We start from the raw sequence: 20,832 nt of genomic DNA on the forward strand, positions 1-20,832 counted from the left end.
GGATTGACGCCAGCAATGACGCTCGAGATCATCACCGCCGACAACCTTTCACCCTTCCGCCACGGCTTCTTCACCCGAAGGGGCGGGGCGTCCTCGGGCATCTTCTCGGGGCTGAACTGCGGCCCCGGCTCCTCCGACCAGTCGGAGATGGTGTCGATCAACCGCGCCCGCGTCGCCGACGCCCTGGGCGTGGAGCCCGGCGCGCTTGTGACCGTGCACCAGGTGCATTCCGCCGATGCGGTGACCGTCGACGGACCGCTGGACGAGCCGCGCCCCAAGGCCGACGCGCTGGTCACCGCGACCGAGGGGATCGCCCTCGCCGTGCTGACCGCCGACTGCCAGCCGGTGCTCTTCGCCGATGCCGACAACGGCGTGATCGCCGCCGCCCACGCGGGCTGGCGCGGGGCGCTGGGGGGCGTGCTGGAAGCGACGATCGAGGCGATGGAGGCACTGGGCGCCGAGCGTGACAGCATCCAGGCCGTCATCGGGCCTTCGATAAGCCAGGGCGCCTACGAGGTCGGGCCGGAATTCCTCGACGACTTCATGGCCGAGGACCCGGCCAACACCCGCTTCTTCGCCAGCGGCACCGGCGACCGGATGCTGTTCGACCTGCCCGCCTACGGGCTGCACCGCCTGCGCAGTGCAGGGGTAGAGGCAGAATGGACCCGCCACTGCACCTACGCCGACCCGGACCGGTTCTATTCCTACCGCCGCGCGACCCACGCGGGTGAGGCGGACTACGGCCGGTTGATCTCGGCCATCCGGCTCTGATCGCGGCCAACCGTCGGCGGCACCGTTCGGAAACAATGCCGCCCGGGTTCGCGATATTATCCCAACTCGGTCACAAGTCCGCCCCATTTGACCGCGACATTCGGGGGCAGAGAACAGGCGGACAAGCCGCCCGACAGAGCAGTCAGAGAGAAGAGCCGGGATCATGAAACAGCGTCGCTTCATCAAGTCGATCATCGAAACCGCCAGGGCGAACGAAAGCACCCGTATGCCCTGGGAGCGTGGCGCGCCCCGCGCCGCGATGATCGCGAACCGCAAACCGGCGGCGCAGGTCCTGAAGCGCGCCTGAGCGCATCTGACCGACACGGGCCCTTCCGGCCCGGACCGAAGACCGGATGACAGGCCGGAACAGGGCGGGGATTTCCCCGCCTTTTCCGTTTCCCCCCCCGGGGCACCGTCGCGCGGCACGCTCCACACCCAAGGAACTGCAGCGGCGAAACCGAGGACGATTCGGGGCCGCGCGGGGCGAACTGTGGCAAAACCGTTCACCCCCCACCGACAATCCCCGCCTCGCCCCGAGGATTGAAGACGCAACACCCGGGTGCGCCTCTCCAATTTTGACCTCCGGGAAGAATTGGGGCTAATTCATCATCAGCGAAGACGCGAAATCATACGTCCTTCTGTCGTTGTTGGTGGGGGCCAGCACGGTTGTGACCGACCTTTTTAAGGGGTGCTCACATGTCCAGTCTCCACCGCGGGTTTTCTCCCGCAGCCTACGCAGGCACTGCTTCCATTTCTCCGGCCCGTGACGCTCACACGGACGGGCGGCCTCGGCGTGCAAGTTCTCTCATGCGCAAGTTCGAGGTCGCCACCCTGCGGCCGGACCTGACCGTCGATTTCACCCAGCACGTCGCCCCGGCGACGCCCTTCTTCGAGGAATGCGCCTCGGCCTTCGCGCGCGGCACGCTGATCGACACCGTGCGCGGCCCGGTCGCGATCGAGGACCTGGTGCCCGGCGACTACATCCAGACCGCGCTCGGCTCCGAACCCGTCACCTGGATCGGCTCCACGACCTACGTGCCCGGACGCGCGACAGAGGACACATCGCTCACCCACCTGACCCGCGTGACCGCGGATGCCATGGGTCTCGGCAGCCCGCCGATGGACCTGCTCTTCGGGCCGGCGGCCCGCATGGTCGTGCGCCACGCGCGGCTGAAGGCGCTGCTGGGACAGGCCGCCGTGCTCGCCCGGGTGGAGGAATACACCGACGGCGACCGCTTCCTGCAGATCAGCCCCGCCGGCACGGTGCAGCTGTATCACCTGATGGTGCGGCGCCACACGACGCTCAAGGTCGGCGGCGTGGAGGTGGAGACGTTCCACCCCGGCAATTCCGCCAGCCAGCAGCTCGGCGCAAAGACGCGCGAGCTGTTCATGTCGATGTTCCCGAACTTCGAAACGCTGGGCGACTTCGGCGAGACCTGCGCCACGCGCACCTCCCGCGAGGTCATCGAGGGCCTGATCGACGCCTGACGACCGCACCCGGCCCGACCGGGGGAGGCAGGCGGCGCATAGCCCCGCCCTACGACCCGTCGCGACAGATTGTAGGGTGGGGCTTCGCGCCACCCTGCGCAGCATGTGTCAGGCGGTGCGGCTCAGCCGCTCTTCCAGCACGTCGAACGGCACGCCGGGCTCGTCCTTTGCGCCGCGGATCACCAGCGAGGTCTTCACGCTGGCCACGTTCGGCGCCGTCAGCAGGTCGCCGGTCAGGAAACTCTGGAAGGTCGACAGGTCGGGCGCCACGCACTTCAGGATGAAGTCCACCTCGCCGTTCAGCATGTGGCACTCCCGCACCAGCGGCCAGCCGCGGCACCGCGCCTCGAAGGCCGACAGGTCGGACTCCGCCTGGCTCTGCAGCCCGACCATGACGAACACCTGCACCTCGAACCCGAGCGCCCGGGCGTCCACGTCCGCGTGGTAGCCCTGGATATAGCCCTGCTCTTCCAGAACCCGCACCCTGCGCAGGCAGGGCGGCGCGGAAATGCCCACCCGCCGCGCGAGTTCCACGTTCGTCATGCGCCCATCCGTTTGCAGTTCGGACAGAATCTTGCGATCAATAGGATCTAGCCGATGCGTCGGCATGCCTCTCCCCCTGCCAATTTTCGCGTTTGTTATACCAGCCCCCGGACTGCGCGCAATAATATTTCGCAAAAGCGCAATATTCTTATCCCATGTTCGCTCAATCCTGACGCATTGCACCTGTGGTCCCGGTGACTATATGCAAGGCCCATCCCGAACGTATGGAGCGGCCCCATGGCAGAGACGTCCCAAACCCGCCACACCAAGGTCCTGATCATCGGTTCCGGCCCGGCCGGATACACCGCAGGTGTCTATGCCTCCCGCGCCATGCTGGAGCCGATCCTCGTGCAGGGGCTGGAACCCGGCGGCCAGCTGACCACCACCACCGAGGTGGAGAACTGGCCCGGCAACACCGAGATCCAGGGCCCCGATCTGATGGTCAACATGGAAGCGCATGCGCGCGCCATGGGCACCGAGATCATCGGCGACATCATCACGAAGATCGACTTCGACGTCCGCCCCTTCGTGGCGCATGGCGACAGCGGCACGACCTACACCGCCGACAGCATCATCCTCGCCACCGGCGCCCGCGCCAAGTGGCTGGGCATGCCCTCCGAGGAGGCCTTCAAGGGCTTCGGCGTCTCGGCCTGCGCGACCTGTGACGGCTTCTTCTACCGCGGGCAGGAAATCGTGGTGATCGGCGGCGGCAACACCGCGGTCGAAGAGGCGCTGTTCCTGACCAACTTCGCCTCCAAGGTCACGCTGATCCACCGCCGCGACGAGCTGCGTGCCGAGAAGATCCTGCAGGACCGCCTGCTGAAGAACCCGAAGATCCACCCGCTCTGGTTCCACCAGCTCGAGGAAGTCATGGGCACCGACATGCCCAAGGGCGTCACCGGCGTGAAGGTGAAGAACGTCAAGACCGGCGAGATTTCCGAGATCCCCTGCGCCGGCGTCTTCGTCGCCATCGGCCACGCGCCCGCCTCCGAACTGGTGAAGGACGTGCTGGAAACCCACATGGGCGGCTACGTGAAGACGAAGCCCGACAGCACCGAGACCTCGATCCCTGGCGTCTTCGCCGCGGGCGACCTGACCGACCACAAGTACCGGCAGGCAGTGACCTCGGCCGGGATGGGCTGCATGGCCGCGCTCGAGGCCGAGCGCTGGCTGTCCGAACAGGACCTCGACGACGGCAAGGACACGGTCGAGCCGCTGGGCTACGGCGTGCCCGTCGAAGCGGGACACTGATGGACCACGACTTCGCCGCCCAGCGGGCCGAGACCCGGGCCACCTATGCCGAACTGCGCGACGGCCCGGGCCTGCCCGAATTCGCCGACGTGGACTATTTCCTCGTCCCCGAGGGCGAGGCCGACTGGCGCCCGCTGGCCGATGCCCTCTCGAAGGAAGGCTTCGACTGCGACTGGGTGGAGGACGACGAGGAAGGCCGCTACCTCGTGGCCACCCTGCCCGACCAGATCATCTCGGCCGACGGCATCTGGCTGGGCGAGGAAGTGGCCACCCGCCTCGCGCTGGACCACGGCTTTGCCCCCGATGGCTGGGGCCTCATGGGCGACGGCGAAGACTGACGGCGCGCGCGTGCCGCGCTGTCGCATGAACGTCATCCGCCCCGGTTAATCACGCCCCGCAAGGCGGGACCGGAAAACGGAGACAGCACATGCGCTGGCGCGGCATCAATCACATCGAACTTTCCGTCCTCGACTACGACACCTCCGTGGCCTTCTACGACCGGCTGTTCGGCTGGCTCGGCTACAAGAGCTTCTGGACGATGGATGTGGGCTACCGCTCCACCTATTACATGGCGCGGTTCCCCGCCCCGCATTCCTACATCGGCATCCAGCCCGCGCGATCGGGCGGCAAGCTGGATCACGCCGCCCGCGCCACGGGCCTGCACCACATCGCGCTCTGGGCCCGCAACCGGCGCGAGGTCGACGCCTTTCACCGCGATTTCCTTTTGGCGAACGACATCCCCGTGACGGAGGCGCCCGCCGAATATGCGATCTACGCGCCCGGCTACTACGGTGTCTTCTTCGACGATCCGATCAACGGCTTTCACTGGGAACTGGCCCACATCCCGATGATGCCGGGCCTTGGCATGGTCCGCCGGTTCCGCGCCGCATGGAAGGACGCCGCCCGAGAACACCCGGACTGGCCGGGCGACGGGATGCAGCAGGCGATGAGAAAACTGCCGGGTCGCGACAAAAAGTGACGCCGCGGCAGCGGATCGTGACCTATCGGCCACGGCGATCCGCGCGGATGGGCGAAATTTCTCCTAACCCGGATTTTGGGGTTTGCTGCAGGTGCGAAATGATGCGATGCGTTCAGCACTGAACACACTTTGAGTCGCCGGTTTCATGACTTCGCTTTCTGCCTCTTCGACGCTTCGGGAAGACGATCAGCTCTTCCGCCTGCTGCGTCAGCTTGAAAAGGCACCCGAGGCCTCGCAGCGGGCCACGGCGGAAGCGCTGGGAATATCTCTCGGCACGCTCAACACGCAGCTCAGGGCGGCGCAGAACGCGGGCCTGATCGTGGTCAGCAACCGGCCCGGGCCGGATCGGCGCCAGCGCTTCGCCTATGCGCTGACACCCGAAGGAACGGCAGTCAAGAACCGGCTGATCGACGCCTTCCTTGCACGGAAATTCACCGAATACGCGGCGCTCCATGCCGAGCTCACGGGCTCTGCCAGCGACCTCGTCCCCCTCAAATACAGGAGCAAACTGATGCAATCCAATCTTGCGCCCATCCCGGAGCTGTACGTCTCCTACGACAGCGCCCAGAAGCTGAAGATCGAAGCCGGCGAGCTGACCTCGCACGATCTGACCCCCCGCCAGATCTGCGACCTCGAGCTGCTGATGAACGGCGGCTTCTACCCGCTTAAGGGCTTCCTGGGCGAAGACGACTACAACGGCGTCGTCGAGAACATGCGCCTGGCCGACGGCCAGCTCTGGCCGATGCCGATCACGCTGGACGTGTCCGAGGACTTCGCCGCCAAGATCGAGGAAGGCCAGGACATCGCGCTGCGTGACCAGGAAGGCGTGATCCTCGCCACCATGACGGTCACCGACAAGTACATCCCGAACAAGTCGAAAGAGGCCGAGAAGGTCTTTGGCGCCGACGACCTCGCCCACCCGGCGGTGAACTACCTGCACAACTCCGCAGGCAAGGTCTACCTCGGCGGCCCCGTCACCGGCATCCAGCAGCCGGTGCACTACGACTTCCGCGCCCGCCGCGACACCCCGAACGAGCTGCGCGCCTACTTCCGCAAGCTCGGCTGGCGCAAGATCGTCGCGTTCCAGACCCGCAACCCGCTGCACCGCGCGCACCAGGAACTGACCTTCCGCGCCGCGAAGGAAGCGCAGGCCAACCTGCTGATCCACCCGGTCGTCGGCCTGACGAAGCCGGGCGACGTGGACCACTTCACCCGCGTGCGCTGCTACGAGGCGGTGCTGGACAAGTACCCAGCCTCCACCACCACCATGTCGCTTCTGAACCTCGCCATGCGCATGGCCGGTCCGCGCGAAGCCGTCTGGCACGGCCTGATCCGCAAGAACCACGGCTGCACGCACATGATCGTCGGCCGCGACCACGCGGGCCCGGGCAAGAACTCTGCCGGCGACGATTTCTACGGTCCCTACGACGCGCAGGAACTCTTCCGCGAGCATCAGGCGGAAATCGGCTGTGAAATGGTCGACTTCAAGCACATGGTCTACGTGCAGGAACGCGCCCAGTACGAACCCGCGGACGAGATCGAGGACAAGGACAACGTCACCATCCTCAACATCTCCGGCACCGAACTGCGCCGCCGTCTGGCCGAGGGCCTCGAGATCCCGGAATGGTTCTCCTTCCCCGAGGTCGTGAAGGAACTGCGCCGCACCAAGCCGCCGCGCTCCAAGCAGGGCTTCACCGTGTTCTTCACCGGCTTCTCCGGCTCCGGCAAGTCGACCATCGCCAACGCGCTCATGGTCAAGCTGATGGAAATGGGCGGCCGCCCTGTGACGCTGCTCGACGGCGACGTCGTCCGCAAGCACCTGTCGTCCGAGCTGGGCTTCTCGAAAGAGCACCGCGACATCAACATCAAGCGGATCGGCTACGTCGCGTCCGAGATCACCAAGAACGGCGGCATCGCGATCTGCGCGCCCATCGCGCCCTACACCGCGACCCGCCGCGCCGTGCGCGAGATGATCGAGGAATACGGCGCCTTCTGCGAAGTGCACGTCGCGACCACGATCGAGGAATGCGAAAAGCGTGACCGCAAGGGCCTCTACAAGCTGGCACGCGAAGGCAAGATCAAGGAGTTCACCGGCATCTCCGACCCGTACGAAGAGCCGCAGAACCCCGAACTGCGCGTCGAGACCGAGAATGTCGAAGTCGACAACTGCGCGCATCAGGTCATCCTGAAGCTGGAATCGATGGGCCTGATCGCGGGTTCCTGATCCGCCCCATCCAGACCGAACGCGAAAGGCCGGGGCATGTCCCCGGCCTTTTTCATGTCCGCCTTGGCCCGACGGGGCAGAACACCCCGCGCCCCAGCATCACAAATCGCGGAGAACCATGCACAGGGCGCAAACCGGATATGCGTTTACGTTGCATTTACCGCCCGGAGGGATATTCTTTCTCAAGCCTTGCCGCTCACCGGCAGCGCCGGTTCGCACGTGTTCCGGGGATCAGCATGAGACTTCTGCGTCGAACATCCGCCTGTGCTGCCGCCTTCCTCTCCATCGGTGCCATGAACGCGGGGGCGGCCCTTGCCGGCTGCAACAACGAATTCTTCTCCGTCGACTACAATTACGGCGGCTCGCAATCCTACGGGTTCCCCGGCGACCTGCAAAGCGGCGAGGACGCGACCTTCGCCGCCGCGGGCGACTTCCAGTTCTTCAAGATCGAGGTGAACGGAAAGGTGCTGTGCAACTCCGTCGCCTCCTGCAACGGCTACACCTACACCGCCCCCGCGACCGACAGCTACTACTTCCTCGCCACCGGACAGAGCGGGCCGGGCACCGGCAAGTCCGGCACCGCCACCTATTCCTGCACCGCCGCGACCACCGGGGCGGGCACCGGAACCGGGACCACGGCGAACAGCGGCGCCGCCACCGGGGGCGGACTTCCCGCGGCGGCGCAGGGCGCGGGCGCCACCGTCGCGGCGGCCGGATCGACCGCCGCCGTGGGCAACGCGATCAACAACGCCATCACCGGCACCGGGCCGAACCTCTCGACCCAAGGGCTGTTCCTGTCCGGCGGCGGCCCGTCCTCCCCGCTGCAGGCCTGGGCCTCGCTCCAGGGCCGCAACTACAGCGGCGACATCGACGGGCGGTCCTTCGAATTCACCCTCGGCGCGGATATGGAGGTGGCCGCAGGCACCCGGCTCGGCCTGTTCCTGTCCTCCGGCCGCGCCGACCTGGACGTTGCGGGCATCGACGTGGAAACGGACGCGCTGTCCTTCGGCCCCTACTTCAAGACCCGCCTCTCCGACACCTACGAGGTCACCGGCTACGCGCTTTTCGCGAGGCCCGATTACGAGGTCGGCGGCACCTCCTACGAGGCCGAGCGCCGCGCCGCGGGCCTGACCGCCAACGCAAACTACATGTGGGGCAACACGGAGATCGAGAGCTTCCTCGGCGTCTCCGGCTTCTCGGAGGATCATCCCTCTGCCGGCGCCCTGTCGTCGCGCACCGTCAGCGCGCTCACCGGCTCCATCGGGACAAAGGCGATCTTCGGCCAGGGCGCCCCGCTCCGGCCCTACGTCAGCATCGGCGCCGACTTCAACCGCTACGACGACGGGGTGAACCGGCGGACGACGCACAACACGCCGCGGCTCGGCACCGGGTTTACCTACCACACCGGCAGCGGATCGCTGTCGATGGACCTGAACGGCGGCCAGATCTTCGAGGACACCCGCGATGTCGAATTGCGGATGAACTACAACTTCAACTTCTGAGGCCCCCTTGCCGACATTCAGCGGGGCGGGGGCCACGTCCCTCGCCCTTTCCTTTCCCGAAGACCTGAAGGCGGCGCGCAGCGTCATCTCCCTCACGTCGATCCCGCCGCGCTTCGCAACGCTCGGCCCGGTGCTTGAGACGCTGACAGCACAAGGCGCCGATGCCGTGGTGCTCGCCCTGCCCCGCACCTTCCGCCGCTTCCCCGGCCCGACAGAGGCGCCGCCGCTGCCCGGGGGCGTGACCCTCCTGTGGTCCGAAACCGACCCCGGCCCGGCGCTGAAACTGCTGGGTGCGCTGGCCGCCTGCCCCCACGCGCGCATCACCGCCTGCGACGACGACACGCTCTACGGCGACGGCTGGCTAAGCGCGCTCCAAGAGGCGGGCACCGGCCGCATCGCCACCACCGGCGCGGGCTGGTCCGTCACCCGGCTGAAACGCCGGGGCTGCGCCCCGCCCGCCACCGACATCGCGCAGGGGTTCTCCGGCCTCAGCATCACCCCCGGCATGTTCGGGCCCGAGGTTTTCGATATCCCGGAGGTGGCGTGGCCGGTGGACGACATCTGGTTTTCGGGTCACCTCGCGCAGCGCGGTATCCCGTTCCACGCCGTCCCCGCCGCCCGCACGCTCTGCACGCCGCTCGACCGGCCCGCCGCGCTGCAATCCGCGCAGGACCTGCCCGACCGCGCCACCGCCAACGCGGCCACGGCCTTGTGGCTCAACGACCGCTACGGCATCTGGCCGTCTCAGTTGCTCTGAACCTGCGCTGTCTCCGCGGCCGGCGGCAGCGTCTCCTGCCCCGCGATCAGCCCGTCGCCGTCGATGTCGATGTCCTGCACGAACTCCAGCCCGTATGCCCGGCTCTCCAGCATCCCTGCATAGAGCGCCTCGAACTCCTCCACGCTCATGCCATAGACCTGCGCAAAGGCCTCGTACCAGTTGTCGGTCTCGCCCACGGCGCGCCAGAAGCCGATCAGGCTCTGGTCGCCGAAACGCCCGGCCAGAAGGGCAGCGGCATAGTGCGACACCGCGTAGGCCCCGGCGGTCCGCACCTCGTCATCGGTGCGCACGCTGGCCAGCGACTTCTGCGCCGCGACGGCCCGCGCCCTCAGCAGGAACAGCGCATCCCCCGCCACATGCGCGTCCCGGGTCCAGTAGCGCGACTCCAGCACCTCCGCCGTGCCCTCCACCATCCAGGCAGGCCCAAGGCGGCGGCGCACCGTCTCGCCCTTGCGCACCCAGCGCTCCACCTTGTCGTAGGCCATCTCGCGCTGCATGTGGTGGACGTACTCATGCACCATGACCGAGGTCAGCGTGTCCCGCGCCAGCCGGAGCTGCGCGGCATCCTCCACCCCCATCGCCAGCCCGCAGAAGGTCATCACGTCGCGGTACATGCTGCCGCCCAGCCCCCGCGTGCCAAGGCAGTTCCGCTCGGCGGAGGCGCGCAAGGTGGTGCCGGGGATCTGCTGCCCCTCCTCCGTCGTGCGCACCAGCTCGCGGAAGGCCTCCGGGGTGACGGCGGCGGCGATCTGCACCCGGCTGGCCAGCCGCACGCCGTACTGCTCCGCCATGTAGGTGCGCGCCTGCGCATGCGCCGCCAGCAGGGCGCGGCGCATCTGCGGGCTGACCTCGTCGGAGACATGCACCTCGGGCATCCTGTAGGACGGCATGAACGGCAGGGCATCGAGGTGAAAGCGACCGATCTCGCGGCACCAGCCGACGGCCGCCCGGCGCGAGAACTCCGGCAGCCGCCCGTAGGCCTCCCGCGCCTCGGGCGCGCTCTCCGACACCAGCGCCGCCACGGCGGCCCTTGTGCGCGGGCCCGACTGGCCGTCCACCGGCCCCGGATCCTGCCCCAGCGCGGAAAGCTGGTTCTGCACGCAGGCGACATGCGCGTCGCCCGCAAGGACCGGGCCGGACAGGCCGCACAACAGGAAAAGGATCGCTGCGACGAAGCGCATGGCACCTCTCTGAACAGAACGCACCCGCGGGCACGCCGGACGAGCCAAGCGCATGTGCCCCGACCTGTCAAATCAAAGCGGGGTTAGCCACCGGGGTCATCCGGCAGGGCAAGCGGTTCTCGGCTGTGGGAAGGAAAGCGCCCGGGACATCGGGCCATCGCCCGCTTCGGGCGCACCGGACAACGGCGCGCCGCGCGGGGACACCGGGCCGGGCGCCACAGGGGCGCCCGCCGGCAGGTCTCAGTGGACCGTCACCGGTGCCAGGTCGTTCTGACGGGCCAGCGCGAAGGCCAGGCTCCGGTTCTTCACAAGCGCCAGACGCTCGCCATCGGCACGGTGCACGGCATAGATCGTGTCGCGGCCGTCCATCTGGTCCTGCATCTCTTCCGGCAGCTCGTCGCGCTGCACGGGACGCACGTAGACCGTCCGGCCTTCGTCCATCAGCTTGGAAATGTCGTACTTGGTATGCATCCAGTTACCCCTTCCTGATCTTGATCGTCTGAACCACGGTCTCCGGCTGGTTCTGCGTCAGGTCGACGTGCAACAGCCCGTTTTCCATCACCGCTTCACCCACCTCGACGCCGTCCGCCAATACGAAACTGCGCTGAAACTGCCGCGCGGCAATGCCGCGGTGCAGGAAAATGCGCTCGGCCGAGTCGTCGCGCGACCGTCCGCGGATCACCAGTTGCCGGTCCTCGACCGTGATCGAGAGGTCCTCCTCGCGGAAACCCGCGACAGCCAGCGTGATACGGAAAGAGTGTTCGGACGTCTGTTCTATGTTGAACGGCGGATAGCCTTCCGACGTCTTCGCGGTCCTCTCCAGCAGCCGTTCCAGCTGCTCGAACCCCAGCATGTGCGGGTAGGACCCCAGTGTGAGTTTGCTCATGGACGCATTCCTTTCAGTCCTTGATACAAGCGACCGTTTCGCGCGTGTCCCTGTCGGCAACCCGCACACCCGGAATATGGGAACAGCCGATGGACCGCGCAAGGGTCTTTGCGCAGAGCCTTCTCTTCGCTATGTTGATGTTTCACGGAGCTTTCAGGAGTCGGCAGATGAACGCCCCAACGGACATCTCCATGAAGAACGACGAGGTCCTGCGCGTCGAACTCGAGGTCTTTCGCAGGGAACACCGCGACCTGGACGAATCCATCCGTGCGCTGCAGACCACCGGCACCGCCGACCAGATCACGCTGCAGCGCCTGAAGAAGAAGAAGCTTCTTCTCAAGGACCGTATCGCGCTGATCGAGGACCGGCTGACCCCCGACATCATCGCCTGAGGAAGGCCGCGGCGCCCGTTGCACCCGGCGCCCGGCCCCCTATAAAGAGGCTTTCCCGCACAGGATCAGGGGCAGCGGCATGACAATCGAGATCGGCATCATCATGGGCAGCCAATCGGACTGGCCCACCATGAAGGAGGCCGCCGAGGTGCTCGACGAACTCGGCGTCCCGCACGAGATCAGGATCGTCTCCGCGCACCGCACCCCGGACCGGCTGTGGGAGTACGGCAAGACCGCGGCCGAGCGCGGGCTGAAGGTCATCATCGCGGGCGCCGGCGGCGCGGCCCACCTGCCCGGCATGATGGCGTCGAAGACCCGCGTGCCGGTGATCGGCGTCCCGGTCGAGACCAAGGCGCTCTCAGGCGTCGATTCGCTCTATTCCATCCTGCAGATGCCGCGCGGCTTCCCCGTCGCCACCATGGCGATCGGCGGCGCGGGCGCGAAGAACGCGGGCCTGATGGCCGCGGCCATCCTCGCCAACACCGACCCCCACCTCGCCCGCCGCCTCGACGACTGGCGCACGGCCCTCGCCGCCTCCATCCCCGAGGAACCCGTCCGCGACTGACCCGGTCCGCGAAGGTCCCGCGCCCGCCCTTCATCTTGGCAAAAATACCGCGGGGGAGTCACCGCAGGTGACGGGGGCAGAGCCCCCGCTTGCAACGCCGGCCATCCCGCGCCAGACAGCCGAAAACACGGAGATCAGCCATGTCCCCTCTCCCCACCGGCGCCACCATCGGCATTCTCGGCGGCGGCCAGCTTGGCCGCATGCTCTCGGTCGCGGCCTCGCGCCTCGGCTTCAAGACGGTGATCTTCGAACCCGGCGGCGACTGCCCGGCCTCGCACGTGGCAAACTACCACCTGCAGGCCTCCTACGGGGATGAGGACGCCCTGCGCCGTTTCGCCGAAAGCGTCGACGTCATCACCTACGAGTTCGAGAACATCCCGACCTCGGCGCTCGACCTGCTGGAAAGCCTGAAGCCCATCCACCCCAACCGCGAGGCGCTCCGCGTCAGCCAGGACCGGCTGACCGAAAAGACCTTCCTCACCGGCCTGGGCCTCGCCACCGCCCCCTTTGCCGACGTGCCCGATGCGGCGGCGCTCGACGCGGCGCTGGAAACCATCGGCGCTCCCGCGATCCTCAAGACCCGGCGCTTCGGCTACGACGGCAAGGGGCAGGCCCGGCTGAAGAGCGCGGACGACGCCGCAGAGGCGCTGGCCGACATGAACGGCGCCCCGGCGATCCTCGAGGGCTTCGTGGACTTCTCGAAGGAGATCTCGGTGATCGCCGCCCGCAGCCAGGACGGCCAGGTCTCGGCCTTCGATCCGGGCGAGAACGTGCACGAGGGCGGCATCCTGCGCACCACAACCGTCCCCGCCGAGGTCCCCTCGCGCCTCATGACCGATGCCGTGCTGCTGGCCGGCCGCATCCTCAACGCGCTCGATTACGTCGGCGTGATGGGGGTCGAGCTGTTCGTGACGCCCAAGGGCCTGATCGTGAACGAGATCGCACCGCGGGTGCACAACTCCGGCCACTGGACGCAGAACGGCTGCCTCGTCGACCAGTTCGAACAGCACATGCGCGCCGTGGCGGGCTGGCCGCTGGCCAACGGCGAGCGTCACTCCGACATCGTGATGGAGAACCTGATCGGCGACGACATGGACCGCCTGCCCGGGCTGATGGCCGACCCGGCGGTGGCGCTGCACCTCTACGGCAAGGCGGAGGTGAAGCCGGGCCGCAAGATGGGTCACGTCAACCGGTTGGTGAAGGGCTGAGCCTCCGGTAGCCGGGTTTCGCTGCCTCCGGCAGCGACCCGCCGGGGGTTTCACCCCCGGACCCCCAAGGTATTTCGGCCAAGATGAAGGGGGCCCGAACCTTTCCGGAGCGGCCGGGCGTTTCTTTGGACGGGCGGTTCCCGGACCGGTGTTTCAGCCGATCTCCCTCACCAGTTCCGGCAGGCCCGACAGATCCGCGATCTCGCGGAAGCGCGCAGCGTCGGGTGCTTCGGCGTGTTCCAGCGCCCAGGCGAGGTCATGCGGCACATGGACGCCCCAGGCCCCGGCTGCGATGGCGGGCACCACGTCGGACTTCATCGAGTTGCCGACCATCATCGCCGCCTCCGCCCCACCCGGCATCGCCCCGAAGATCCGCGCGTAGGTGGCAGGCCGCTTGTCCGACACGATCTCCACCGCGTCGAACAGATCGCCGAGGCCCGAGGCCGCCAGCTTGCGCTCCTGGTGCAGGAGGTCGCCCTTGGTGATCAGCACCAGCCGGTGGCCCGGCGCCAGGGCGTGCACCGCCTCCTCGGCATGGGGCAGAAGTTCGACGGGATGGGCCAGCATCTCGCGCCCGGCCTCCAGCAGTTCGCCGATGACGGAGGCGGGCACGCGGCCGTCGGTGACCTCGATCGCGGTCTCGATCATCGACAGGGTGAACCCCTTCACGCCGAATCCGTAATGGCCGATGTTGCGCCGCTCCGCCGCGACCAGCCGCTCCTCGAGGTGCGCGCGCTCTGCATGATCCTTGAGCAGGTCGGCGAATTTCTCCTGCGTGCCCACGAAGAACCGCTCGTTGTGCCACAGCGTGTCGTCCGCGTCGAAACCGATTGTTAGCAGATTTTGCGCCATTTTGTATTCATCCTCCGTGCCCCCCTTTTCGCCGGGGGCCTCGCGGCTATATAAAGTGGCCGTATACCGGAACGCAAAGCGCGACAGGCACATATGACAGACGCCCCGCAGAAGTGGACGATGGCCGCAGACGAGCCGGATGATGGTCAGGGTGAAACCGGCGTCGTCACCAAGACGAAGCCGAAGACCAAGCGCCCTCCGCTCTACAAGGTCCTGCTGCTGAACGACGACTATACGCCGATGGAATTCGTCGTGCACGTTCTCGAACGGTTCTTCGGCATGACCCACGCGCAGGCGTTCGAGGTCATGCTGACCGTGCACAAGAAGGGGGTCGCCGTGGTCGGCGTCTTCAGTCACGAGATCGCGGAAACCAAGGTCGGGCAGGTCATGGATTTCGCCCGCCGCCACCAGCACCCCTTGCAGTGCACCATGGAAAAGGAATAGGCCCCCGGTTTCACGGGACGGGGCCGCACACGCCTTGTCCGCCAGAGACAAGGGAACGGTCTTTCCGCTCATGACATCCGAACGCCTCCGCTTCGCCATCGAGACCGGCGGCCTCGTCCTTCCGGACGACGGGCCCTTGGCCCTGATCGGTGCGCCCGCCAATGCCCCCGTCGACATGCTGGACACGACCCGCGTGACGGTGATCCAGACCGATGCCGCCGCGCATGACGGCTGGGCCGCGCGCGGCCTGCCGACCGCCACCGCGCCCGAGGGCCGCTATGCCGCCGCCATCGTCTCCCTCCCCCGCGCCCGCGACGCCGCCGAGGCGCGGCTTGCCCTCGCTGCGCAGCACGCCGAGATGGTGGTGGTCGACGGCGCCAAGACCGACGGGGTGGAGGCGATCCTGAAGGCGCTGAAGCAGCGCGTGACGCTCGACGGACAGGTGTCCAAGGCGCACGGGCGCTGCGCATGGTTTCATCCGGGCGAGGCGCTGGCGGACTGGGTTCGCCCCGCGCAGGCGCAGAACGCCCATGGCGACTGGGTTGCGCCGGGCGTCTTTTCCGCCGATGCGCCGGACGAGGCCTCCGTCGCGCTCGCCGGGGCGCTGCCGCAGCTCAAGGGCGACGTGGCAGACCTCGGCGCCGGCTGGGGCTGGCTCTCGCGCGAGATCCTGCGCCACCCGGGCGTGAAGACCCTGCACCTCGTCGAGACGGAGAAGACCGCCCTCGACTGCGCCCGCCTGAACGTCACCGACCCGCGCGCCGTCTTCCACTGGGCCGACGCGACCACATGGACCCCGCCGCAGCCGCCGGGCACACACGCGCCCCGCAGGCTCGACGCGGTGGTCATGAACCCGCCGTTCCACGCCGGCCGCCGCGCCGATCCCGCGCTTGGCCGCGCCTTCATCGAGGCCGCCGCCCGGGCGCTTGCGCCGCATGGCCAGCTCTGGATGGTCGCCAACCGTCACCTCCCCTACGAGACCGCCCTCACCGCGCTTTTCCGCGATGTGGCCGAGATCGGGGGCGACTCACGCTTCAAACTGTTGCACGCTGCCCGGGTCATCCGGACGCGGCGCTGACCGCCGAACGAGGAAAGGCGCGAACCATGAGTTTCTCCATCGAGGGCAAGACCGCCATCGTCACCGGCGCCGCGAACGGCGTCGGGCTCGCCATCGCCAAGCACTTCGCCAACAACGGCGCCAACGTCATGCTCGCCGACATGGACGAGGTGCGGCTGGCCAAGGAATGCGAGAAGGGCGACGAGGACAGCATCAAGTTCTTCGCGGGCGACCTGCGGGAAAAGCTGACGCTGGCCAACCTGCTGTCGGCGACGCTGGACGCCTACGACCGCGTCGACATCCTGGTGAACGGGTCGCGGCAGATGCTGCCGACCGACCCGCTCGACCTCGAGGACAACACCCTCGACAAGCTGCTCGACCAGAACCTGATGACCGCCTACCGGATGAGCCAGCTGGTGGCGCGCCGGATGATCAAGCAGGCGGAGGGCCAGACCGAAGGTCAGGTCGGTGCCATCGTCAACCTGTCGTCGATTGCCGCCCGCCGCACCCATCCGGAGCTTCTGGCCTATTCCGTGTCCTGTGCCGCGCTGGACCAGATGACCCGTTCGATGGCGGTGGCGCTGGCGCCCAGCCGCATCCGGGTGAACGCTCTGGCCTTCGGCTCGGTGATGTCTGCCAGCCTGAAGGACACGCTGAAGGAACACCGCGACTACCGCTCCGACATCGAGAACCACACCCCCCTTGGCCGCATCGCGCCCCCGCGCGAGCTGGCCGAGGCGGTGCAGTTCCTCTCCAGCGACGGCTCGGGCTTCATGACCGGGCAGGTCATGACGGTGGACGGCGGGCGCACCCTGCTGGACCCGGTGGCCGCGCCCGCGCACTGACCGCAGACCCCCGGCTGTCTGCACCGCCGGCACCCTCGCGTCGCGTTGCCCCTGCCCCGGCCCGCCGCTAATGTCCGCCCGAATGCGAGGAGACACCGCCATGATGACCGCCGAAAAAGACCGCGCCAGCGCGTGGTTCCGTAACCTCCGCGACCAGATCGTCGCGGCCTTCGAGGCGCTCGAGGACAGCCATGACGCAGGTCCCTTCGCCGAAGGCAACGCCGGCCGGTTCGACGTCACCCGGACCAGCCGCCAGTCCGACGACGGTTCCGACGCGGGCGGCGGGCTGATGAGCGTGATGCGCGGCGGGCGGGTGTTCGAGAAGGTCGGCGTCAACGTCTCCACCGTCTACGGCACCCTGGGCGTGCCCGCGCAGCAGGCCATGGCGGCGCGCGGCGTCCCGGGCATCGCCGACGACCCGCGCTTCTGGGCGTCCGGCATCTCGCTGGTGGCGCACATGCAGAACCCGCACTGCCCTGCCGTCCACATGAACACCCGGATGTTCTGGACGCCCGGCGCATGGTGGTTCGGCGGCGGCTCGGACCTAAACCCGTGTATCGAGTACGACGAGGACACCGCCCATTTCCACGCCACCCAGAAGGCCCACCTCGACCCTCACGGGACCGAGCACTACCCGGCGCTGAAGGCCTGGGCGGACGAGTATTTCTACATCCCCCACCGCAAGCGCGCGCGGGGCGTCGGCGGCATCTTCATGGACGACCGCAACTCCGGCGACTGGGAGGCGGACTTCGCCCTGACGCAGGACATCGGCCGCGCCTTCCTGCCCGCCTACCTGCCGCTGATAGAAAAGCGCCGCACCCAGCCCTTCACCGATGCGGACAAGGACGTGCAACTCGTGCACCGCGGGCTTTATGCCGAATACAACCTCGTCTACGACCGCGGGACGAAGTTCGGACTGGCCACCGGACACGACGCGAATGCCGTCCTGATGAGCCTTCCTCCGTTCGCGAAATGGGTCTGAAACATTCGTGAACACCCGCCTTTGAGGGGGCTTGCAAGACACCTTGCAAAATCATAAATCACCCGCCGTGACCAAAGGGAAATTCCCGGTCATGGCCGGAGATTCTGGCGCCTCCGAACGCTGCCAATCGTTCGCGCCCCGTGGCCCCGGCCCCATCTCATGGGGCTTATCTTGACCTATCACGACATCGACGCGTCCGCTCCGGTTGCTGCCCGCGCGGACATCCTTATCGAGGCACCGGCTTCGGCCGTATGGGCCGTGCTTTCCGACGTCCCGAGCTGGCCCGCGTGGTTCAGAAACGTGGAGTGGATCAGCGCCCACATCCCGCTGGTGCCCGGCACCGCCTTCGAGATGCGCGCCAACAGGCAGACCGTCCGCGCACGCCTGCAGGTGGTCGACCCGAAGCACCAGCTCGGCTGGACCAGCGCCGCGCTCTTCGTCTCGGCGGGGCACCTGATCACGCTGGAGGACCACGGCAAGACGACCCACGTCCATGCCACCGCCTCCTACCGCGGCGCCTGGCCGATGGCCCTGCCGAAACAGGCGAAACGCCACGCCAAGGCGGTCCTGATCGAGGGGCTCGCCGATCTCAAGGCCGCCAGCGAGGGCAAGAAGCCGACGCTGCACCGCGCCGCCTGAAACATCCCTGAACCAGACGGCCGGGCGGCGGGACACCGCCCCCGGCCAGACACTCCGGCCAGACACTCCGGCCACACGCCCCGGCACCACCGCTCAGGCGTCCCGCCACTCCCCCGGCGCGAGCCCTTCGACCGACCAGTCGCCCACCGACCAGCGCACCAGCCTGAGGCAGGGCAGGCCCACATGCGCCGTCATCCGCCGCACCTGCCGGTTGCGCCCTTCCGAGATCGTCAGCGACAGCCACGCATCGGGCACCGACTTGCGGAACCGCACCGGCGGATTGCGCGGCCAGAGGTCGGGCGGGTCGATCGCCACGCACTCCGCCCGCCGGGTCGGCCCGTCGTTCAGCTCCACACCCTCGCGCAGCGCCCGGATCTGGTCCTCGGTGGGCATGCCCTCCACCTGCACGAGGTAGGTCTTCGGGCGCTTGAACTTCGGCGAGGCGATGCGCGCCTGCAGCCGCCCGTCGTCCGTCAGCACCAAGAGCCCCTCTGAATCGCGGTCGAGCCGCCCTGCCGGGTAGACGCCCTTCACCTCGACGAACTCCGACAGGGTCGAACGCGGGCTGTCCGCGTTGCCCTTGTCGGTGAACTGCGACAGCACGCCCATCGGCTTGTTGAACAGGATCACCCGCGCCATCACCGCCGCTCCCTGAAGAAACCCGTCAGCAGGGCCGAGGCCGCCTCTGCCCCGATCCCGTCGTAGACCTCCGGCACGTGGTGGCACTGGGGGTGCGAGAAGACCCGCGGCCCCTGCGCCACGCCGCCCGATTTCGGGTCCGCCGCACCGTAATACAGCCGCGCCACCCGCGCGAAGGAGATCGCCGCCGCGCACATCGGGCAGGGCTCCAGCGTCACGTAGAGGTCATGCCCCGGCAGCCGGTCCGACCCCGCCGCCGCGCAGGCCGCACGCAGGGCCAGCACCTCCGCATGGGCCGTGGGGTCCGACAGCTCCCGCGTGCGGTTGCCCGCGCGGGCCACCACCTCGCCCGAAGGGGCCACGACGACCGCGCCCACGGGCACCTCGCCCCGGGTTGCCGCCGCGCGCGCCTCTGCCAGCGCCGCGTCCATGTGCGAACGAAAGACCATGTCCCCCCTTAGCGCGCGGGCGTGAGGCAGGAAAGCCGCTTCCCCCGGCCCCCGCCGACACGGTAAGAGGCCCCATGGACAACAAGACCCCTCCCGGAGACCGAATCGCCAAGGTCATCGCCCGCGCCGGCCGCGCCAGCCGCCGCGAGGCAGAGCGCATGATCGCCGAAGGCCGCGTTGCGGTGAACGGCACGGTCATCGACAGCCCGGCCCTGAATGTCACCGACAAGGACCGCGTCACCGTCGACGACGTGGCCCTCGACGGGCCGGAGGAGGCGCGCCTCTGGCTGTACCACAAGCCCACCGGCCTTGTGACGACCACCAAGGACGAACAGGGGCGGCCGACGATCTACGACGACCTGCCCGACGACCTGCCGCGCGTGATGTCCGTGGGCCGGCTCGACCTCAACTCCGAGGGCCTCTTGCTGCTGACCAACGACGGCGGACTGAAGCGGCGGCTGGAGCTGCCCTCCACCGGCTGGCTGCGGCGCTACCGGGTGCGGATCAACGGACGCCCGACCGACTCGATGCTGCAACCGCTGCGCGACGGCCTGACCGTCGACGGCCAGACCTTCCAGCCGATGATCGTCAGCCTCGACCGCCAGCAGGGCGCCAACGCTTGGCTGACCGTGGGCCTGCGCGAAGGCAAGAACCGCGAGATCCGCCGCGCCATGGCCGACCTCGGTCTGTCGGTGAACCGGCTGATCCGCATTTCCTACGGGCCGTTCCAGCTTGGCCAGATGAAGCCGGGCGAGGTGCAGGAAGTGCGCCGCAAGATCCTGCGCGACCAGCTGGGTCTCGGACTGGACGCCGAACCCGATCCGGAGGCAAAGCCAAAGCCGCGCCTCCAGCCCCGCGCCCGCAAAGCGGCCGACCCCACCGGGGCAAAGCCCGTGCCGGCACGCTCCGGCGGCGGCAAGCCCTCTGCAAGCGCGGACGGTCCGTCCCGGCACGCTGGCAAGCCGGGGGCGAAACCCGCAGGCAAGCCCGCCGGAAAATTCGCGGGTAAATTCGCCGGTAAACCGGGCACCAAATCGGGCGCCAAACCGGGCACCCGGGCAGATGCGAAGGCCGGTCCGTCGAAGGGCAAACCTGCACGCTCCGGGCCGTCGCGCCCGGGCAGCGGACCCAAGTCGCCAAGGCCGCGCCGGGACTAG

At 68.1% G+C, this 20,832-nt stretch carries 25 protein-coding genes; 18 read left to right on the top strand and 7 right to left on the bottom strand.

Annotation, left to right across the window (positions count from 1 at the left end):
- The first annotated feature begins 15 nt into the window (after positions 1-15).
- From pgeF to CDO87_RS07470, 3 genes are all read left to right on the top strand, one after another.
- Positions 16-771 (top strand): peptidoglycan editing factor PgeF, encoded by a 756-nt coding sequence (gene pgeF, locus CDO87_RS07465; RefSeq protein WP_100928201.1) that lies wholly within the window; start codon positions 16-18, stop codon positions 769-771.
- Between the two features lie 163 nt (positions 772-934).
- On the top strand, positions 935-1,078 hold the full coding sequence (locus CDO87_RS26980) for a hypothetical protein (RefSeq protein WP_198521840.1): 144 nt from the start codon (positions 935-937) through the stop codon (positions 1,076-1,078).
- A 500-nt stretch (positions 1,079-1,578) separates the two neighbouring features.
- Positions 1,579-2,259: a Hint domain-containing protein gene (locus CDO87_RS07470; RefSeq protein ID WP_254698363.1), complete on the top strand. Its 681-nt coding sequence runs from the start codon at positions 1,579-1,581 to the stop codon at positions 2,257-2,259.
- A 108-nt stretch (positions 2,260-2,367) separates the two neighbouring features.
- On the opposite strand, the gene CDO87_RS07475 is transcribed toward CDO87_RS07470, so the two are convergent.
- Positions 2,368-2,868: an Lrp/AsnC family transcriptional regulator gene (locus CDO87_RS07475; protein ID WP_100928203.1), complete on the bottom strand. Its 501-nt coding sequence runs from the start codon at positions 2,866-2,868 to the stop codon at positions 2,368-2,370.
- 171 nt (positions 2,869-3,039) lie between these two features.
- On the opposite strand from CDO87_RS07475, the gene trxB reads away from it, so the two are divergent.
- From trxB to CDO87_RS07505, 6 genes are all read left to right on the top strand, one after another.
- Positions 3,040-4,053, top strand: a complete 1,014-nt coding sequence (gene trxB, locus CDO87_RS07480; protein ID WP_100928204.1) for a thioredoxin-disulfide reductase — start codon at positions 3,040-3,042, stop codon at positions 4,051-4,053.
- A complete protein-coding gene (locus tag CDO87_RS07485) occupies positions 4,053-4,391 on the top strand; it encodes a ribonuclease E inhibitor RraB (RefSeq protein WP_100928205.1) in 339 nt (112 codons plus the stop codon). The genes trxB and CDO87_RS07485 overlap by 1 nt, the downstream gene beginning before the upstream one ends.
- Positions 4,392-4,480: 89 nt before the next feature.
- Entirely contained in the window at positions 4,481-5,032 is a 552-nt protein-coding gene (locus tag CDO87_RS07490) for a VOC family protein (RefSeq protein ID WP_100928206.1), read from the top strand.
- 145 nt (positions 5,033-5,177) lie between these two features.
- Complete coding sequence (locus CDO87_RS07495; RefSeq protein WP_100928207.1) at positions 5,178-7,256, top strand: bifunctional sulfate adenylyltransferase/adenylylsulfate kinase; 2,079 nt, start codon at positions 5,178-5,180, stop codon at positions 7,254-7,256.
- Between the two features lie 236 nt (positions 7,257-7,492).
- Complete coding sequence (locus tag CDO87_RS27490) at positions 7,493-8,758, top strand: autotransporter domain-containing protein (protein WP_100928208.1); 1,266 nt, start codon at positions 7,493-7,495, stop codon at positions 8,756-8,758.
- 7 nt (positions 8,759-8,765) lie between these two features.
- Positions 8,766-9,515 carry a hypothetical protein gene (locus tag CDO87_RS07505; protein ID WP_100928209.1) on the top strand — a complete coding sequence of 250 codons (750 nt, stop codon included), beginning with the start codon at positions 8,766-8,768 and terminating at the stop codon, positions 9,513-9,515.
- On the opposite strand, the gene CDO87_RS07510 is transcribed toward CDO87_RS07505, so the two are convergent.
- From CDO87_RS07510 to CDO87_RS07520, 3 genes are all read right to left on the bottom strand, one after another.
- On the bottom strand, positions 9,503-10,717 hold the full coding sequence (locus CDO87_RS07510; protein ID WP_100928210.1) for a peptidoglycan-binding protein: 1,215 nt from the start codon (positions 10,715-10,717) through the stop codon (positions 9,503-9,505). The genes CDO87_RS07505 and CDO87_RS07510 overlap by 13 nt on opposite strands.
- Positions 10,718-10,957: 240 nt before the next feature.
- Positions 10,958-11,188 carry a DUF1150 domain-containing protein gene (locus CDO87_RS07515; RefSeq protein WP_100928211.1) on the bottom strand — a complete coding sequence of 77 codons (231 nt, stop codon included), beginning with the start codon at positions 11,186-11,188 and terminating at the stop codon, positions 10,958-10,960.
- 4 nt (positions 11,189-11,192) lie between these two features.
- Positions 11,193-11,603: an Hsp20 family protein gene (locus CDO87_RS07520; RefSeq protein ID WP_100928212.1), complete on the bottom strand. Its 411-nt coding sequence runs from the start codon at positions 11,601-11,603 to the stop codon at positions 11,193-11,195.
- A gap of 167 nt (positions 11,604-11,770) precedes the next feature.
- On the opposite strand from CDO87_RS07520, the gene CDO87_RS07525 reads away from it, so the two are divergent.
- The 3 genes from CDO87_RS07525 (at position 11,771) to CDO87_RS07535 (ending at position 13,768) form a co-directional block, all read left to right on the top strand.
- The gene (locus CDO87_RS07525; RefSeq protein ID WP_100928213.1) at positions 11,771-11,995 is read left to right on the top strand and encodes a YdcH family protein; all 225 of its coding nucleotides are present in this window, start codon (positions 11,771-11,773) and stop codon (positions 11,993-11,995) included.
- Positions 11,996-12,074: 79 nt separating this feature from the next.
- A complete protein-coding gene (gene purE / locus CDO87_RS07530; protein ID WP_100928214.1) occupies positions 12,075-12,560 on the top strand; it encodes a 5-(carboxyamino)imidazole ribonucleotide mutase in 486 nt (161 codons plus the stop codon).
- 140 nt (positions 12,561-12,700) lie between these two features.
- Positions 12,701-13,768, top strand: coding sequence for a 5-(carboxyamino)imidazole ribonucleotide synthase (locus CDO87_RS07535; RefSeq protein WP_100928215.1), 1,068 nt, complete (start codon positions 12,701-12,703; stop codon positions 13,766-13,768).
- A 153-nt stretch (positions 13,769-13,921) separates the two neighbouring features.
- Here the strand turns inward: CDO87_RS07535 and CDO87_RS07540 are convergent, their stop codons facing one another.
- Positions 13,922-14,620 carry an HAD family hydrolase gene (locus tag CDO87_RS07540; RefSeq protein WP_100928216.1) on the bottom strand — a complete coding sequence of 233 codons (699 nt, stop codon included), beginning with the start codon at positions 14,618-14,620 and terminating at the stop codon, positions 13,922-13,924.
- A 120-nt stretch (positions 14,621-14,740) separates the two neighbouring features.
- Here CDO87_RS07540 and clpS point away from each other — a divergent pair, with 120 nt between their 5' ends.
- The 5 genes from clpS to CDO87_RS07565 all read left to right on the top strand — a co-directional run bounded on the left by clpS (position 14,741) and on the right by CDO87_RS07565 (position 18,587).
- Complete coding sequence (gene clpS, locus CDO87_RS07545; protein ID WP_157136587.1) at positions 14,741-15,064, top strand: ATP-dependent Clp protease adapter ClpS; 324 nt, start codon at positions 14,741-14,743, stop codon at positions 15,062-15,064.
- 70 nt (positions 15,065-15,134) lie between these two features.
- Positions 15,135-16,142, top strand: a complete 1,008-nt coding sequence (locus CDO87_RS07550) for a class I SAM-dependent methyltransferase (protein WP_100928217.1) — start codon at positions 15,135-15,137, stop codon at positions 16,140-16,142.
- 26 nt (positions 16,143-16,168) lie between these two features.
- Complete coding sequence (locus CDO87_RS07555) at positions 16,169-16,966, top strand: SDR family NAD(P)-dependent oxidoreductase (RefSeq protein WP_100928218.1); 798 nt, start codon at positions 16,169-16,171, stop codon at positions 16,964-16,966.
- Between the two features lie 100 nt (positions 16,967-17,066).
- Positions 17,067-17,948, top strand: coding sequence for an oxygen-dependent coproporphyrinogen oxidase (gene hemF, locus CDO87_RS07560; RefSeq protein ID WP_198521841.1), 882 nt, complete (start codon positions 17,067-17,069; stop codon positions 17,946-17,948).
- Between the two features lie 171 nt (positions 17,949-18,119).
- Positions 18,120-18,587 carry an SRPBCC family protein gene (locus CDO87_RS07565; protein WP_157814938.1) on the top strand — a complete coding sequence of 156 codons (468 nt, stop codon included), beginning with the start codon at positions 18,120-18,122 and terminating at the stop codon, positions 18,585-18,587.
- A 93-nt stretch (positions 18,588-18,680) separates the two neighbouring features.
- On the opposite strand, the gene CDO87_RS07570 is transcribed toward CDO87_RS07565, so the two are convergent.
- Together CDO87_RS07570 and CDO87_RS07575 are read right to left on the bottom strand one after the other, a co-directional pair.
- Complete coding sequence (locus tag CDO87_RS07570; RefSeq protein WP_100928221.1) at positions 18,681-19,226, bottom strand: pseudouridine synthase; 546 nt, start codon at positions 19,224-19,226, stop codon at positions 18,681-18,683.
- Complete coding sequence (locus CDO87_RS07575; RefSeq protein ID WP_100928222.1) at positions 19,226-19,675, bottom strand: nucleoside deaminase; 450 nt, start codon at positions 19,673-19,675, stop codon at positions 19,226-19,228. Before CDO87_RS07575 ends, CDO87_RS07570 begins: the two co-directional genes overlap by 1 nt.
- A gap of 74 nt (positions 19,676-19,749) precedes the next feature.
- On the opposite strand from CDO87_RS07575, the gene CDO87_RS07580 reads away from it, so the two are divergent.
- Positions 19,750-20,832 (top strand): pseudouridine synthase, encoded by a 1,083-nt coding sequence (locus CDO87_RS07580; protein ID WP_100928223.1) that lies wholly within the window; start codon positions 19,750-19,752, stop codon positions 20,830-20,832.

Origin of the sequence: Sagittula sp. P11 (genome assembly GCF_002814095.1) — a bacterium.
GTDB lineage: Bacteria > Pseudomonadota > Alphaproteobacteria > Rhodobacterales > Rhodobacteraceae > Sagittula.